The sequence below is a fragment of the Galbibacter sp. L-19 genome, from assembly GCF_056857615.1.
The window spans coordinates 1-15,166 of the sequence record NZ_JBSXNL010000056.1 but is presented as its reverse complement, the minus strand read 5'-3'; the positions used below and the strand labels follow the sequence as shown (position 1 = coordinate 15,166).

The following is a 15,166-nucleotide window of genomic DNA, read 5'->3' as shown; positions in this document are numbered from 1 at the left end:
TACAAAATGAAATTTCATAAAATTATCTTACTGCTTCTTTTGTCTATCTTTTTTACAAATTGTGAGCAAAAAATCACTATTAAGAAACATAAACTCACAGGTATAAACCCCGTAGCTTATACCGATGTCATATTTAAATCAAATCGCGATACTGTTTTTGCTTCGACCTTTGAGGGGAAAATTTATGAGGTTGTCAATAATAAAGAAAATAGAAAAGAAGTTGCTCATATTGATGATGAAATATACAATATAGCTTATAATGCTGAAAGAGACGAGATTTATGCAGCGACTTTATATTCGGGAATTGTAGCCATAAATGCATCAAATGGCGCGATTACTAGAAAATTAGCCATTAAAGAAACTTGGGCATATCAAATTTGCTACAATAGGCAAAATGGAATCCTTGCCACATTTGATTTTAAAGGAAATCACTATGTCTGGGACACCAAAAACGATTTTAATAACATAGAAATACCCGAGAGTTTAAATCAAATGCGGCCCAAATATATAGCCGATAATGGCGATGTGTATTTTGATGGACAGGGCAAGATCGTTACTTGGAACTATAAAACCTATGCTGTAAAACAAAGTAAGGCCAACGGTAAAATAGCTAATGTGGATGAAGAAAAGAACCTTTTGCTTATTGGAGGGAAAGAATTTGTTTTCTATGACCAAAAAAATGATAGTACATATTTCAAGAAGAAACACCCGAATTGGCCAATTCACCTGCCCGGTAAAGACAGCATTGTAAACGTGCCTTTACACTTGGAGATCATTTCAGGGTTAATGACTAAAAAATCCATATACACTTATGGTTTAGACAAATCTATCCGGAAATGGGATAAGTTGTCTGGAAATTTAATTAAAACCTATACCAACCACACTGGAACCCCCAGCGGAATGGATATATCCGAAGATGAATCGCAATTGGTTATAGTTGACCTTTTAGGGAAAATTCAATTTTGGAACCTTTAGATATCGAGATTTATACCGAACTGATCAACAGTAAATAGCAGCTTTTTTCACAGAAATAGATTGCGATGAAGTTTTTACAGAAATAAAATGCTGCAGTTATCCCAGATACTTCAATATTGAAAAAAATGTATTTTTATGCTGGTATAACGCTGTTACCTTTAATGCCAAAAAATTAAAAACCCACTAATTTGAAGAATACTATTACTCCTTTTTTATTACAACCATATCCATTTTATTATGAGGGAAAAAGTCTAAAAATAATAATCACTTTATTTTTTATTATGACCTTCATTTTTAATTATGAGTTCGAACCTTTTAATGTTGAGTATTCAGAACACAAAATGAATTATTTCTGGATATCAATAATTCATTCGTTAACGCCTGTTTTAGTTTTGTTTGCTATTTCTATAGTTAGCAAATCACTTAAACCGGAACGTAAATGGACCATTGCAAAAGAAGGAATTTTAATTTTGCTTTTTTTTAGTGCTGTAGGACTAGTTCAATTTTTAATTAGGGATATTATTTATGATAATGAAAACAATTGGTCTTTACATTATTTGTATGAAGAAATTAGAAACACTTTTCTAGTAGGTTCATTATTTGTTACTATTTTAATTCCTTACAATTTCAATAGGTTGAATACTAAACATAGAAAGAATGCAAATTCATTAAATATTGCTATCAATGATTATCCCATAACTAACCAAACAAAAGACATAATTAAAATCAACGGGTTTGAACTCGAGATAGACCAATTTTTGTTTGCTAAGTCAGAAGGGAATTATTTAGAAATATATCTTAATAAAAACCCTCAAAACAAAAAACTTATAAGAGGGACAATGAAGAGTCTAGCAGTTCTCTTAAAAGCATATCCAAACATACTTAAAACACATCGCTCATACCTGGTGAATTGTAATTATATAGAAAAAATTAATGGAAATGCCCAAGGTTACCAACTCCAAATAAATCAATATAGCGTTCCTGTTTCAAGGAATATGATTGAACATTTTAATTTGAGGATGAAACGTATATAACAGGTTTTGTTAACTATCACAAAAGTTTGTCAATCATCACAAAATCTAAATAGCTAGCTCAAGGAATCTTATTTTCGACGAAAATTTAGGAATGAAAACTACTAGATGTTATTACATTGACTCATTAAGAGTCATAGCTATTTTAATGATGTTTCTTTATCACGTTTTTATGGTGTTTGTGGCGGAATGGGATTGGCATATCAAAAATATAGAAACAAGTAATGTACTTTTAGAAATTAACTATTGGATGGCATCTTTTAGAATGCCTTTACTATTCTTCGTTTCAGGATACATCTCATATATCCTAATGCTTCGCTTAGATTGGAAAGCATTTACCCTTCAAAGATTTATGCGTTTAATAATCCCAACTATTATTTGGACTTTTATTCTTGTGGCCCCACAAATATATTTTGAACGAAAATTAGAAGGAATTGACCAAAGTTATTTTGAATTTTATCAATCATTTTTAGATTTTAAGTGGTGGCCTAACGGGAATTTTCATTGGTTACATTTGTGGTTTATTCCATATTTATTTTGCTATAATATCTTGTCAATTCCATTATTTTTCGTTCTGCAAAAAAAAAATGCATTTACTCAAACTTTAAATGCATTTTTTAAGAAACCACTTTCAATTTTTGTTTTCGTTTTTGTAGCAATAGTTCCTTATACATTTCTATCGGTTCATTATGAAACTACTCACGATTTGATAAATGATTGGGCAAGACATTCTTTTTTCATTTTCTTCATTATTGCTGGTCTTTTATTCTTTAGGTTTCAACAAGTAATGGAAAAACTTCAAGTCAAAAGGCGTTTATTCTTGAAGTTTGCTTTTTTATCTATTCTATCAATAAACATTTTACGTTGGAATAGCTGGGAACCTTTTGATATTTGGGAGAATTGGATTGAAAAGCCCCAAACATACCTCTTTATAGGTCTTATAAATTTCAACTCTTGGATGTGGGTTTTTGCTAGTTTAGGTTATGGAAAAAGGTACTTAAACAAAAGTAGTAGGTTACTTGGCTATATGAATACAGCAGTATATCCCTTTTATATTTTACATCAAACAATTATTGTAATGATAGCTTATTATGTAGTTGGTACTAAAGATGAAGTTTCTTTAAAGCTCATATTTTTATTAGTTGTTTGCTTTTCTATTATAATCCTAATTTATCATTTATTTATTCGACCATATAATGTCGTTCGATTTTTATTTGGTATGAAAAAGAAGTCTGTTAAAATAGATTTAAGAAAAGCACTAAAAAGATAGCAAGTCCAATAATGACCAAAAAAGGAATCGCTTCGGCCAGTGCCGACTTTGGATTAATAGCACTGGCATACAATTTAAAGAGACTAATGAATCTTGGATGGATACCTAAAAAACAGCTAAAACACTTCATAAACGCTATAAAAACTCTTTTTAAAGTAATTAAGAAGACTGAAAATCAAATTTTAGACGAAATCTTATTATTTAGGAAAATAAGGATTCATGATATGCTTTACATTAAATACTCTTAAATTATGTACTTTTATTGAAATTTAATGGCGGTTTTGAGACAGACTGCCGTTACCCGACATTTGACCAAACCATAAACTATATGACAAAAATTCTAATTGATACTTGTGTTTGGCTTGACCTTGCAAAAACTGATAAAGGCGAGAAAATTATTAATTTATTAGAGGAATTTATAAAAGAAGAGGAAATATCACTTTTAATACCAGATATAATACTAGCCGAATTTAATCGGAATAAAGAAAGAATAGCTTCTGATGCTAAAAAAAGTGTTGCCAGCCATTTTAAAAAAGTAAGAGAACTAGTTTTTACTCACGGAAACAAAGAAACCAGAAACAAAGTCCTAGCTGAATTAAATAATATTGACCATAAAATACCTGTTCTTGGAGATATGGCTCATTATTCGATTTCAAGAATTGAAGAGTTATTTTATCAAGCAGAAATAATAAACATAACGGACGAAATAAAATTAAGAGCAGCACAAAGAGCTATTGATAAGAAAGCACCTTTTCATTTATCAAAAAACAGTATTGGAGATGCTTTGATTATAGAATCTTATTTAGATTATAAGGTCAAGAATAATGCTCAAGAATTTAGGTTAATATTTGTCACACATAATAAAAATGATTTTAGTTTAAAAAAAGGAAATCAAAAAGAACCTCACGAAGATTTAAAAGAAATTTTTGATTCACCAAAATCTCAATATTTCATAAACTTGACAGAAGCTTTAAATAGCGTTAATTCTGAACTAATAAACGAAGTTGAATTCCAAAATGACTGGGAATTAGAACCGAGAGGAATAACTGAAATCTGGAAAACGGAAAAAGAGCTTGAAGAAAAAATTTGGTATAATAGACATCAAATTAGAGCAGAAAAGATTGAGAGCGGAGAAATCAAAATTATCGAAATGGACGAGTTTAATATAAGTAACTCAAATTCTACAATAATAAATGAAATTTGGGAAGGAGCTAAAAAATCAGCATTGAGAGTAGAAGAAAAATATGGACAAGAAAATCTAATTTGGGATGATTTTGAATGGGGAATGTTAAATGGGAAACTTTCTGCTTTAAGATGGACAACAGGAGAAGATTGGGATAATTTAGACACATAAAGAGTAAAAAAACGTGTGGTAACAAAGTAAAATTAATTGCTAGTGCAAGCCTACTTACGAAAATCCTCTCGGATTTTCTATTCGGTTTGTATTTGCTAAATTAGGTGCTTAAACCACGCAACTAATCTTATACAATCACGTTGGGCTTAATTTAAAAAACCAAGTTTCAAGCTAATGAAAAATACCAATAGATATGACTTATCTGATAGACTAATTCACTTTTTTAGAGAAGTAGATACAGAAAGTAAAGATTATGTTACTTTTCCTGAAAACTGGGGATTTGACCATTTAGCTGAAGAAAATATATATAACCCTTTCTTTCTACTACGAGCTGCAATTAGGCATAATAAAATTTTTGCAACTTGGTCTATAAGAAATAATAACCGGACTATTTATGGAAATAGACCAGCAATTTGTTTTACTGAAATGCCATTAGCTGCTTTTCTTGAAACATCTTACAAAAGAGAGAAACTAGGTCAAGCAATTAGTTCTTATGGCTTATCTTTTTTAAAATCAGAATTATTTAAACTTGGAGCAAGACCTGTGATTTATGGGTTAAGTTCCAATGAATTGAATGTTCAAAACACTATAAAAAACGAAAGGATAATTGACCAAAGTGTTTTACCAATGCTTGAACAATATAGATATGTAACATATAATCCATCATCCACAAGAAAAATTGATTGGACACACGAAAGAGAATGGAGGTATCCATACAATAAAAGTATCGTTGAGTTTGAAAAAGAAATGGAGGAATTTGGAATCGTTTCTGAAGTTGAGGATTTTCCTGGATTAGAAATACTAGAACAAGGAATTTCAGATATTGGAGTAATCGTAAAAACAAAATCGGAAGCTGAATTAATTTTGTGTGATATTCTAGCAATATTTGATAGAAATAACTATTCCCCATTTAGATTTATTTTTTACACAGAACAAATCGAAAAAATAAAATCAATTTTAGAACCTAGTCAAGAAGAAAAAGAGATAATTAAGAGTACAATTGATTTATCAATATATATAACGCCAAATAAAAAACGAGATGATAAAATATATAAACAGTTTACTTCATTAGTGAAAGAAGTCGAAAATAATTACCAAAAACCTGAACAAGGGGAACTTGGAGGTTGTTGGTTATGGATTTACGATAGTCTAAGTGATTTAGCAAGAGCATTAATTAATAATGAAAGAGTGGAATTAAATAAAGAGGGAAAATATCTTTGTTTTCCTTATGAGTTTTCTGACTCTAGAAGTCTGTCTCAAAGAGAAGATATGACAAAAAAATTGGCAGAAAAAATTAAAAACACTTTTGGAGTTGATTGTGGATATTATTCAGTTTTGAACTCTGACAATTATAATGAATTACCTTTTTATTGTAGTCAAGATTATGATAAGTATGAAGATAGACTAATTAACAAATTAAAAAACTAAGCCCAATAACTAAGCGTTCGTGTGGTCGGTACGACCAAACATGAACGCCGTGTTGACTGAACCGGTAGTTGATCGGTTAGCCTACTATGGGGATTGGTTTATTTTTTAAGAGGAGTTTAAGGGGGTGTTCCAGATTTATTTTTATTTCGTATGTCACTCAACAATCGTTTTTCTGCCTTTTCAAGATAGCTAAATCAAGTATTCATGTTTTACAAAGTTTTTTTCTTTCATTAATTTAAAATTTAGCCAATAGCTGCCTGTTACGTGCTTGGCAACGTTATTTTATTGAGGGGTATGTAACTGATCTATCCAGTATTTTGGCGGACCTCGAGCTGTAAATGTTGTAATGGTTATTAAGTGTCCTTGTCGGCATTTAGGGCATATATTGTGTAATAACGGTGGTTTTTCTTTTAACCTTACAGGATCAAGCGTTTTCTTTAATTCAGCTAAATTTTGCCTTTTATGATAAGAGCTCAGCACCTGTTGCAGCCACCTATCTATTACTGTTGGGATCCCTAATAGGCGAGTTTTACCATTGCCTTTTGGAATACTTACTCCTAAGATTGGCGATGGTATATAGCTATGCTCATGGATTACTGATAGTATGGTCGCTCGGTGTGTTCTGGTGTAATCAGATAATGCCGTGGTTCTCATTCCGTCAATACCACTTGAACCTTTATTTTTCAACACATCGCGTGCTGCTTTGTCTAGGTTTCCTGCTGCTAATACGTCTGCAATCATAGGTATTAATAATTTGTAATCTCCTGCTGGTTTAAGAAAAGGCTTGCTTTCGCATCCTAGTCGAATTCCAACGTAATTTAATGTTCGGTCCTTCCTTATTTGTGAGACCTCCATATTCTTATATGGCTCATTTCCCATAAGTACTATGACCTCTGCTGATTTCTCTACTTAACCAACTCGTAGTTGTAGAGACCTCCCCAGGTAATGGCACCTTCTTTCGCTCAATCCCTGCCGTATCTACATAATTACCCTTTTGATAATCTTTTGGGCGTTACAATGATGTGCTTGCTTACCCGAGTAGTTATGCCTCCTTATACGGTTCGTGTACCTCAGTACCGAGCTTTGTAGTCTCGCTTCCTTCAGATAAAACCTCACGGTTTTCACCCTTGCGACTTACTAATGCTTCAAGACGTTACTCCTGCGCATAAGGGACTTGCACCCTCTAGATTAATTATTTACCTTCGGTAAATAAAAGATGCCCATGCTAGGCACACACACCGTTTATAAAAAATAGGCGAAACAGTAATAAATTCAAGGCTTTTGGCTCGTATCAAAGTTCGTGCTTAGCCGAAAGTTTCGTGCTTCGAAATCGCCTACTTTTCATATACTAACCGTTAGCCACAATTAGAAAAAAATGACAGTATTTCCAGTTATAGCCTCTACAATTTCAGCAAAAGAATTAGGAGAATTTGCAAAAGAAAAATACAGATTGAACAAAAACTACGACTGTAAATTATTTAGAACAGGAATGAACCACACTTATTTTCTTTCGGATAACAAAACAAAATATGCTTTAAGAGTTTATAGTCATAATTGGAGGTCAAAATCTGAAATTAGCGAAGAAATTAAACTTTTAAAGTTATTAAGTGAAAATAACTTAAGTGTTTCTTCTCCTATTCAAGATAAAAATGGAGAATTTATTCAAGAAATTAATGCACCAGAAGGAATTAGATATGTAGTTCTTTTTTCATTTGCAGAAGGTGGTAAAGTTAGATTTATGGATAATGAGACTTGTTTCAAAATTGGTTCTCTAATGGCAAAAATTCATGATCTTACTTTAAATAAAACTATTGACCGAATTTCTTATGATAAAAAGTCGCTCATAGAATTCCCTTATGAGTGTTTAAAAGAATTCTTTTCAGAAAATTTACCAGAAATGGAATTCATTAAAGAATTTGGACATACTTTTCAAAATTCAGATTTTGAGAACATCCAAAACGGAGTTGTACATATGGATATTTGGTATGATAATATGGCAATTACAGATGAAAAAGAAATTACAATGTTTGACTTTGACTTTTGCGGAAATGGTTGGCAAATTTTAGATGTTGGATACTTCTGCAAACAACTATTTTTCATAGAATCAGATAAAAACCAGTATGATTTGAAAGTTCAGAGTTTTTTAAATGGTTATAAAAAAATAAAAAATTTATCAAATAAAGAACTTCAATTAATACCAAAAGCAGGAGCTTCTATTTTTGTATTTTATCTAGGAATACAAGCGCAGAGATTTGATTGGTCTAATATATTTTTATCTGAAAATTATTTAAAAATGTTTGTTGGAAGAATAAAATCTTGGATTGAATATTATAAAACGAAAGAAATAACTGTGGCTAATAACTAGCGTTCGTGTGGTCGGTACGACCCAACATGAACACCTTGTTGACTGAACCGGTTGTTAGCGGGTTAGCCTACTATGGGGATTAGTCTCTTTATAATGTGTTTTGGAGTGTGGTTTTATTAGCCTAATGGGATTTTATTTAGTTTTACATTTTAATTTTCGATGACGCTTATTTCTTTTGGTTCAACCTTAAATTTGGCAAGAAATGTCCTGTTACGTGCTTAGCAACGTCACTTTATTTGGGACTTATCTAACTTTTCTAACCAGTATTTTGGTGATCCTCTAGCTGTAAAAATACTTAGGGTTATTAAATTTTCCTTTTTTGCATTTTGATCATTTACGATGTAATATTGGCGGTCTTTCTTTTAAACGAACAGGCGCTAGCTTGCAATAGGGTACTTCAAACCTGTTTTATGTTAAGTTTAGACAGTCACAAGATGTTGAGATACTTCAAAAACTTGCTTCGGAAAATGGCCTTGTCAACGTTAAACAAAATGAATTTATGCTCCTTTGGGATACTGTTTAATTCAGTTGCATTTGATAAGAGGAGTGGGGATAAGAGAAAATAAAAAGGATATCATTTTTTAAGAAAGTTTATAGTTTTTTACGAAATAAGAAATGTACTGCGGAATTAAGGTTCCTAAGTAATATGGTAAATTCATTAGTAAATAAGGAATTCCATTTGGTGTTTTAGTCTCTTGAACTGAAAATTCACCCGCATAGACTCTGATAGCATAAGGATGATTGGTACGCTCCATAAATTGATGTAGTGATTTTAAAGAACCTGTACTTCCTGATTTAATTTCAATAGGAATTACTTTTCCCTCCATGGTATAAACCAAATCAACTTCAGAAGATGCTTGTTTCTTTTCCCGAACCCAGAAGTTGGGTAAATCAGATGTGTTTACTTGAATGGATATTAGTTCTTGAGTAATGATGTGAGGAATAATAGAACCTTTATAACTCTGACTTAAATCATCCATAACTAGCATCTCAGCGCTAATTCCCAATATATGATTAAGGATTCCTGTGTCCAAAAACTGTAATCTTGGTGATTTTTTTAAATCAGGTACAATAGGAGCCTCTGTGACAGTGGTTGGATAAATAAGTTGAATAACTTTTGCTAGATGCAAATTTCGCATGGCTTCTCCAACTTCTCGTGATCGATAATTGGAGTTGCCAAAATTTTGAAACTTTATCCGCTCATCTATTGAGTAAGCAGCTGTTGTCATAATATGTTTAATCACATTCTTTTGGGTGGTATTGGAAGCGTACTTTTCTGAATCACTAATATATGAACTCCATATACTTTCATAAATAGGAGATAAATCCGCAACATGTTGATTTTTGATATATTGGTCAACTACCTCTGGCATGCCGCCTATGATGGCATATTCATTAAATAATGATAATAAGGTCTTATGAGCAACCGATCTCACTGGAATTTTATGTAATTCATTTAAACCAGATTGATGTCCGATCGCTTCCAGATATTCTGAAAAGTTAAAGGGATACAAATACAAAAACTCAACTCTGCCTACAGGGAAACTTTTCACGTCCTTAAGACTAAATTCAAGTAACGATCCAGCCGCTATAACATGAAGATTGGGGATCTCTTCATAGAAATAACGTAAAAGTTGTATGGCTCTGGGTTGTTCCTGAATCTCATCGATAAACAATAGTGTCTCTTCAATATCCTGTGATAGAATATTATTGGATATTAATAAGGACTCAATAATTGTATGTACTTCATCGGTTTGTTCAAAATATAGACTGTCCGTCTTTTTTTCTAAATTAAGATAAATATGATGTTTATATTTTTTAGCGAATTCAATAACCAAAGTGGTTTTACCCACCTGTCGGGCACCTCTTAAAATCAAAGGTTTTCTATTAGATTTTTTTTTCCAGTGATTTAACTGGTTAATAAGATGTCTTTTTAAAGTCAAAATAATATTTGTTATATAGTAAGGGCTAATATATTAATTTTTTGTAACAAAGTAAATTCAGTTTTTATTAAATTTTGTAACAAAGTAAAGGGTTGTTGAGTGAGTTAAAATATGATGATGATATTTTCTGCCTAAAGAATTATCATATTTAAAGGTAATAAATTTTAGCAACCCACATACGGATTGACGTTTTGAATCACTTTCTTCTTCCTCGATTTTCAACTTATCAACATCTCTTTTTAATTTCTTCATTAAAATTAAATTCTCTTATTATCACTTGACAACAAATCATTTCAAATAATATTTTACTCACAAATATCTGATCTACATAAGATTGAATGATTTCTTGTAGTAACTTTTTTATATCAAAAAAACTAATTTTTAAACCATTTTTGATATGAAAAAAGCAACGTATTTTACACTGTTATTACTTTTGGTATCCAATACCATTTTTGCTCAGATTGGAGGTATTGAAGATTCAGTAAACGATATTTCAAATACCATTAGGATGGTATTTCCAATTATCCTCGGGGTTATCTTTTTAGTAGGGTTTCTTTTTAATGCCGGGCATTTCTTTGGTGAGAATGCAGACCTGAAAAAAGGGATTACCCGGGTACTGGTTTTTGTACTCATCGCTGGAGCCGTAGTAGGCATCTTTACTTATTTGATTGGAATCGTGGTGTAATGAAAAGATTTACGCCCTATAAAAACATTCGAAAACAAGCCATGATACTTGGGCTTCCGTTATCCTTCTTTGTACTGCAAATGATATCGGTTATTGCTTCACTACTAATTATAATTTTTTCTTTTAGCCTAGGAGCAATTGTAGCAGTATTTCTTTGGAATGTTGTGCTATATACAATCTTATCCAAGCTTTCCAAAAAGTCAGAACTGTTTCGTTTTCAAGGCGTTTTCCCGAGATATATCAGTAATAAAAAACACAGCCAATTGTATTATGAAGACCATTAATTTTTCAGCATACCACCCTATTCTAAATATTGAAGACCATGTAGTGTTTGCTTCCAATGGCAATGTGGTGCTCTGTTATGAAGTTGCGCTTCCTGAAATATATTCGCTTTCAGAAAGTGATTTTGAGCAGTTGCACGGTAGTTGGTTTCAGGCGTTTAAATCCTTGCCTTCTGGAACGGTTATTCATAAACAAGACATTTATAAGAAAAGTGAGTATACTGCTGATCGTATTCCTAATTCAACATTTCTTCAAAAGGCCACGCATAAACATTTTAAAAACAGAGAGTTTATAGCTCATAAAAGCTATCTATTTTTTGTCTTGCCTCTTAATAAAACATTAAAATCAGGAAGGTATGTGAATCCGTTTAAGAAGGTTGAACATGGAATTCAAAAAAAATTAGTCAGTAAAATTCATGAATTCACACAGGTCATTCATGATGCTGTATCCCTTATAAATAATAGTAGTAAAACTGCTATTATACCAATGCATAGTGATGACATTTTAAAGTTAACGCATGCCTATTTTAATGGGTTTAATGAAGGGTTCGATACCGATATTAGTTTAGATAAAAAAGGGATAACCATAGGAGATTCTCATTTTGACATCTTAGCCGCCAATAGTGAATTATGCTTTGGAGAGGCAATTCAAACCAGTAAAATCAATGATAAATTTACTTCAGATGATTTTAGTTTTCATCAGGGGTTTATAGACGGATTAGGGTTGGAGCTTAATGAAAACCATATCGTAAATCATGTGCTCTATCTAGATGATAAACACAAATGGCGAAAGCTTCTAGAAAAGAAAATAGAAGAGCTTTCGAAAAGTTCCAATTTTGGAACGCAGAATAAAGTGGTGCTTAAAAAAATCCGTCATATTGTTGAACAAATAAATGAAGATGACAGTGCTCGTATCATACGAGGACATCTTAATGTGTTGTATTGGGCTGATAAATCAGAACGCCTTGACAGTATCGCTTCAAAAATAAAGGCTGAATTTAAAGAACTTGATATATTACCCTACGCTCCTAAAGGGGAAGCGCGTAAGCATTATTTTTTGAATTCTTACCCATGCTTTTCTTCTAATTTTTCTAAGGATGATGTGTATGTAACCGACCTTAAACACGCACTTTGTTTATGGATTAATAATACCAATTATAGGTCTGACGATACTGGCATTATTTTTAACGACCGACAACATAATATTCCCGTACTAAAAGATGTTTGGGATGAAAGAAAGAAACGTATCAAAGCGCGGAACTTCGCCATTTTTGCTCCCACCGGAGAAGGAAAATCTTTTTTAGCTAATAATATATTGCGGCAGTATTTTGAAGAGGGAGTTCGCTTAGTCATTATCGATCTAGGAGGTTCCTATGCGAAGTTTGCTAAACTGTATCCCGATGACCATATCATTTTACGGTACGAACAAGGAAAAAACTTAGGCATTAATCCTTTTTATATTGCTAATGATGCTGACTTAACCCCTGAACGGTTAGAAGATCTTTCGGTTTTCTTATTGGAGCTTTTAGCGGAAGGAAAATCAGTTTCTAAAGGAAAAGAAGTGGCCATGAAAAAAGTGTTATTGCATTATTATAAGCAAGTACGCACTTCACATTCATTGGCTTCACTGTATCATTTTGTAGATCAGCACAGAGAACATCTAATAGTGGATTTAGGTATCCAAGAAACACATTTTAGCACTTATAATTTTCTGCATATCATCTCTGAATATGTTGATGGAGGCCTCTATAGTTTTTTATTTAATGTCGGGGAAGACCAAACCTATAAGATTGAAGATAAACGCATGATCGTTTTTGAACTGGACGAAGTACGAGACAATAAGGAAATTCTATCCGTGATGCTCAAACTCATCAAGTCTGCCATTCAGCGAACCATTTGGCGGAATCGCTCGGAAAGAGGTATTATTTTATTTGACGAGTTCGCCAAACAGTTAAAGTTCGATAATGTGCTGGAAAGTGTAGAATTCTACTATCAAGCCATTCGTAAACAGAATGGGGCTATTGGTATTATTTTACAGTCGATAAATCAACTCCCTAATAATTCAACATCGGCTAGTATTCTAGAAAACACGCAGGTGATTTATAGTCTTCGAAATGAAAAAGGATATGAAGAGCTCCAAAAAAGGCTAAACCTTTCTTCCCATGATTTGAACCAGCTTCGTTCTATTAGAAATAACCTTACAGGCGACCGAAAGTACACGGAAATGTTTATCAAAATCGGAAAAGAGAGCAACATCTTTCGATTGGAAGTTCCGCCTGAAGTTTTTGCTGCTTATCTAACTGACGGCACCGAAAACGACCGCATAATGCGGATTTATGAAAAAACTAATGATATGGAACAAGCTATAAAGAAATTTATAACCTCTAAAAACTAAAAGCAATGAAAGATTACATTAAAATTAAAACCTTAATACTGGTATTGTCCTTTACTTTTTTATGCTTGCCCGGCGGTGCGACCGCTCAGGGGATGCCGGTGTATGATAACACTAATTTTATCAGTCTGGCAAAGCAGCTTATAGAATCAGCAAAACAAACCTCAAACCTTTTAAAAACAGTTGAGTTTTTAAAAAAACAAAAAGAACGTATTGAGCAGGTAAGTAATGTGATTCAACAATTGGATGCTGTTGGGCAATTAGTGCAGAATAATCAGCAACTTTTCAATATGGTACAAGGAGATTTACAGGATATTTTGAATTCCCCTTATGTGAAGCCTAAAGAGATTCATCGGATCACAGATTCCTTTAATGAGATCATGGAGCGTTCTATGGAAAATGTCGAGTATGTAAATAAAATACTGACCAGCGATTATTTAAAAATGACCGATGCAGAACGCGCTACTGTATTGAAAGAATATGAAACACAGTCCAATGAAATGATAGCTGAAGTTGCAAGCAAAACCAAACGCTACAAAGAGATCATCTCTTTTAGAAAAATGCAGGAAAAAATTAATAATAGAACAAGCGAATACTAATAAATCATGTTTTTAGGAATAGGATTGGAATATGTAGATACGGTCTTTCAGACCATTAAGAATAGTGATTTTTCCCAGTATACCATTACTGGAATGAAAACATTGGCCGTGTTGTTTTTTCTAATCAACATTCTTAAAAAGTATAATGAAGGAATTGCTTCCACCGATGGACATACCTGGGGATTGACACCAACGGCACTGGCCAAGAATTTTGCCATTGTGTTGCTGGTCATCTTTTCGACGCAGGTATTGGGCGTGTTCGATAGTATTTTGGTCTCCATTGAAAATCAATATCGAGATACGGCCCCAGCACTCCTTCCGTTACAGTTGCAGGATGTGGATTTGGAACAGGATGTGGGTGCTTTGGAAGCTGCCAAAAAAGGCATGGCAGTGCTTTACGAAGCTTTAGTGACACCGTTATATGGTTTAAAAATGCTAGCATTTATTGTCGGGGTCATTCTATGGTTGTTGGATTTGTTTATTTATCCACTCTTCTTAGCAGAACGTTATTTTTTACTGGGAATCATGCAGGCATTTTTTCCGCTAGTTATAAGTTTAGCCGTTTTTGAAAAGTTTAGAGCTTTAGCTTATACGTTTTTTAAGCTCTATGCAGGTGTGTATATGCTGGTACCTGCCTTCTTTTTGGTGAATGTATTTGTAAACAATCTTTATACCGAAATCAACACCCGTTTTTGGATGGATTTGTTCGGTACAGATTGGGGAGATGAATTTTTTGCTCCAGTGGTTGAATGTGCTTCCATCGGGTTTATTGTACTACTCAAATTTAAACTGTATCGAAAAGCCAGCACCTTTGTCCTAAGACTTTTTACTGGAAGTTCGTGA

Annotated in this window: 12 protein-coding genes and 2 pseudogenes; 11 read left to right on the top strand and 3 right to left on the bottom strand. The window is 32.7% G+C overall.

The features are described 5' to 3' along the window. The first annotated feature begins 6 nt into the window (after positions 1-6). The 6 genes and pseudogenes from AC13CQ_RS10400 to AC13CQ_RS10375 all read left to right on the top strand — a co-directional run bounded on the left by AC13CQ_RS10400 (position 7) and on the right by AC13CQ_RS10375 (position 6,058). Positions 7-975, top strand: coding sequence for a hypothetical protein (locus tag AC13CQ_RS10400; RefSeq protein WP_474507493.1), 969 nt, complete (start codon positions 7-9; stop codon positions 973-975). A gap of 188 nt (positions 976-1,163) precedes the next feature. Beyond that, the gene (locus tag AC13CQ_RS10395; RefSeq protein WP_474507492.1) at positions 1,164-2,009 is read left to right on the top strand and encodes a LytTR family transcriptional regulator DNA-binding domain-containing protein; all 846 of its coding nucleotides are present in this window, start codon (positions 1,164-1,166) and stop codon (positions 2,007-2,009) included. A gap of 91 nt (positions 2,010-2,100) precedes the next feature. Further along, positions 2,101-3,276, top strand: coding sequence for an acyltransferase family protein (locus tag AC13CQ_RS10390; protein WP_474507491.1), 1,176 nt, complete (start codon positions 2,101-2,103; stop codon positions 3,274-3,276). Positions 3,277-3,284: 8 nt separating this feature from the next. After that, a pseudogene (locus tag AC13CQ_RS10385) lies at positions 3,285-3,524 on the top strand (hypothetical protein); the annotation flags it as partial. Between the two features lie 80 nt (positions 3,525-3,604). Beyond that, positions 3,605-4,630, top strand: a complete 1,026-nt coding sequence (locus AC13CQ_RS10380; protein ID WP_474507711.1) for a PIN domain-containing protein — start codon at positions 3,605-3,607, stop codon at positions 4,628-4,630. Between the two features lie 174 nt (positions 4,631-4,804). After that, complete coding sequence (locus tag AC13CQ_RS10375) at positions 4,805-6,058, top strand: DUF4427 domain-containing protein (RefSeq protein WP_474507710.1); 1,254 nt, start codon at positions 4,805-4,807, stop codon at positions 6,056-6,058. Between the two features lie 282 nt (positions 6,059-6,340). Here AC13CQ_RS10375 and AC13CQ_RS10370 read toward each other — a convergent pair. Then, positions 6,341-6,538: pseudogene (locus AC13CQ_RS10370) on the bottom strand (IS91 family transposase); the annotation flags it as partial. Positions 6,539-7,433: 895 nt separating this feature from the next. Between AC13CQ_RS10370 and AC13CQ_RS10365 the strand changes: the two are divergent. Beyond that, the gene (locus AC13CQ_RS10365) at positions 7,434-8,423 is read left to right on the top strand and encodes a phosphotransferase (protein ID WP_474507600.1); all 990 of its coding nucleotides are present in this window, start codon (positions 7,434-7,436) and stop codon (positions 8,421-8,423) included. Positions 8,424-9,004: 581 nt separating this feature from the next. On the opposite strand, the gene AC13CQ_RS10360 is transcribed toward AC13CQ_RS10365, so the two are convergent. After that, positions 9,005-10,366: an ATP-binding protein gene (locus AC13CQ_RS10360; RefSeq protein WP_474507599.1), complete on the bottom strand. Its 1,362-nt coding sequence runs from the start codon at positions 10,364-10,366 to the stop codon at positions 9,005-9,007. Positions 10,367-10,423: 57 nt separating this feature from the next. Beyond that, positions 10,424-10,618 carry a hypothetical protein gene (locus AC13CQ_RS10355; RefSeq protein WP_474507598.1) on the bottom strand — a complete coding sequence of 65 codons (195 nt, stop codon included), beginning with the start codon at positions 10,616-10,618 and terminating at the stop codon, positions 10,424-10,426. 145 nt (positions 10,619-10,763) lie between these two features. Here AC13CQ_RS10355 and AC13CQ_RS10350 point away from each other — a divergent pair, with 145 nt between their 5' ends. The 4 genes from AC13CQ_RS10350 (at position 10,764) to AC13CQ_RS10335 (ending at position 15,166) form a co-directional block, all read left to right on the top strand. Then, on the top strand, positions 10,764-11,051 hold the full coding sequence (locus AC13CQ_RS10350; RefSeq protein ID WP_474507709.1) for a hypothetical protein: 288 nt from the start codon (positions 10,764-10,766) through the stop codon (positions 11,049-11,051). 270 nt (positions 11,052-11,321) lie between these two features. Continuing rightward, positions 11,322-13,727 carry a TraG family conjugative transposon ATPase gene (locus AC13CQ_RS10345; RefSeq protein WP_474506938.1) on the top strand — a complete coding sequence of 802 codons (2,406 nt, stop codon included), beginning with the start codon at positions 11,322-11,324 and terminating at the stop codon, positions 13,725-13,727. A gap of 5 nt (positions 13,728-13,732) precedes the next feature. Beyond that, a complete protein-coding gene (locus AC13CQ_RS10340; RefSeq protein ID WP_474506937.1) occupies positions 13,733-14,323 on the top strand; it encodes a TrbJ/VirB5 family protein in 591 nt (196 codons plus the stop codon). Between the two features lie 6 nt (positions 14,324-14,329). Further along, positions 14,330-15,166, top strand: coding sequence for a hypothetical protein (locus AC13CQ_RS10335; protein WP_474506936.1), 837 nt, complete (start codon positions 14,330-14,332; stop codon positions 15,164-15,166).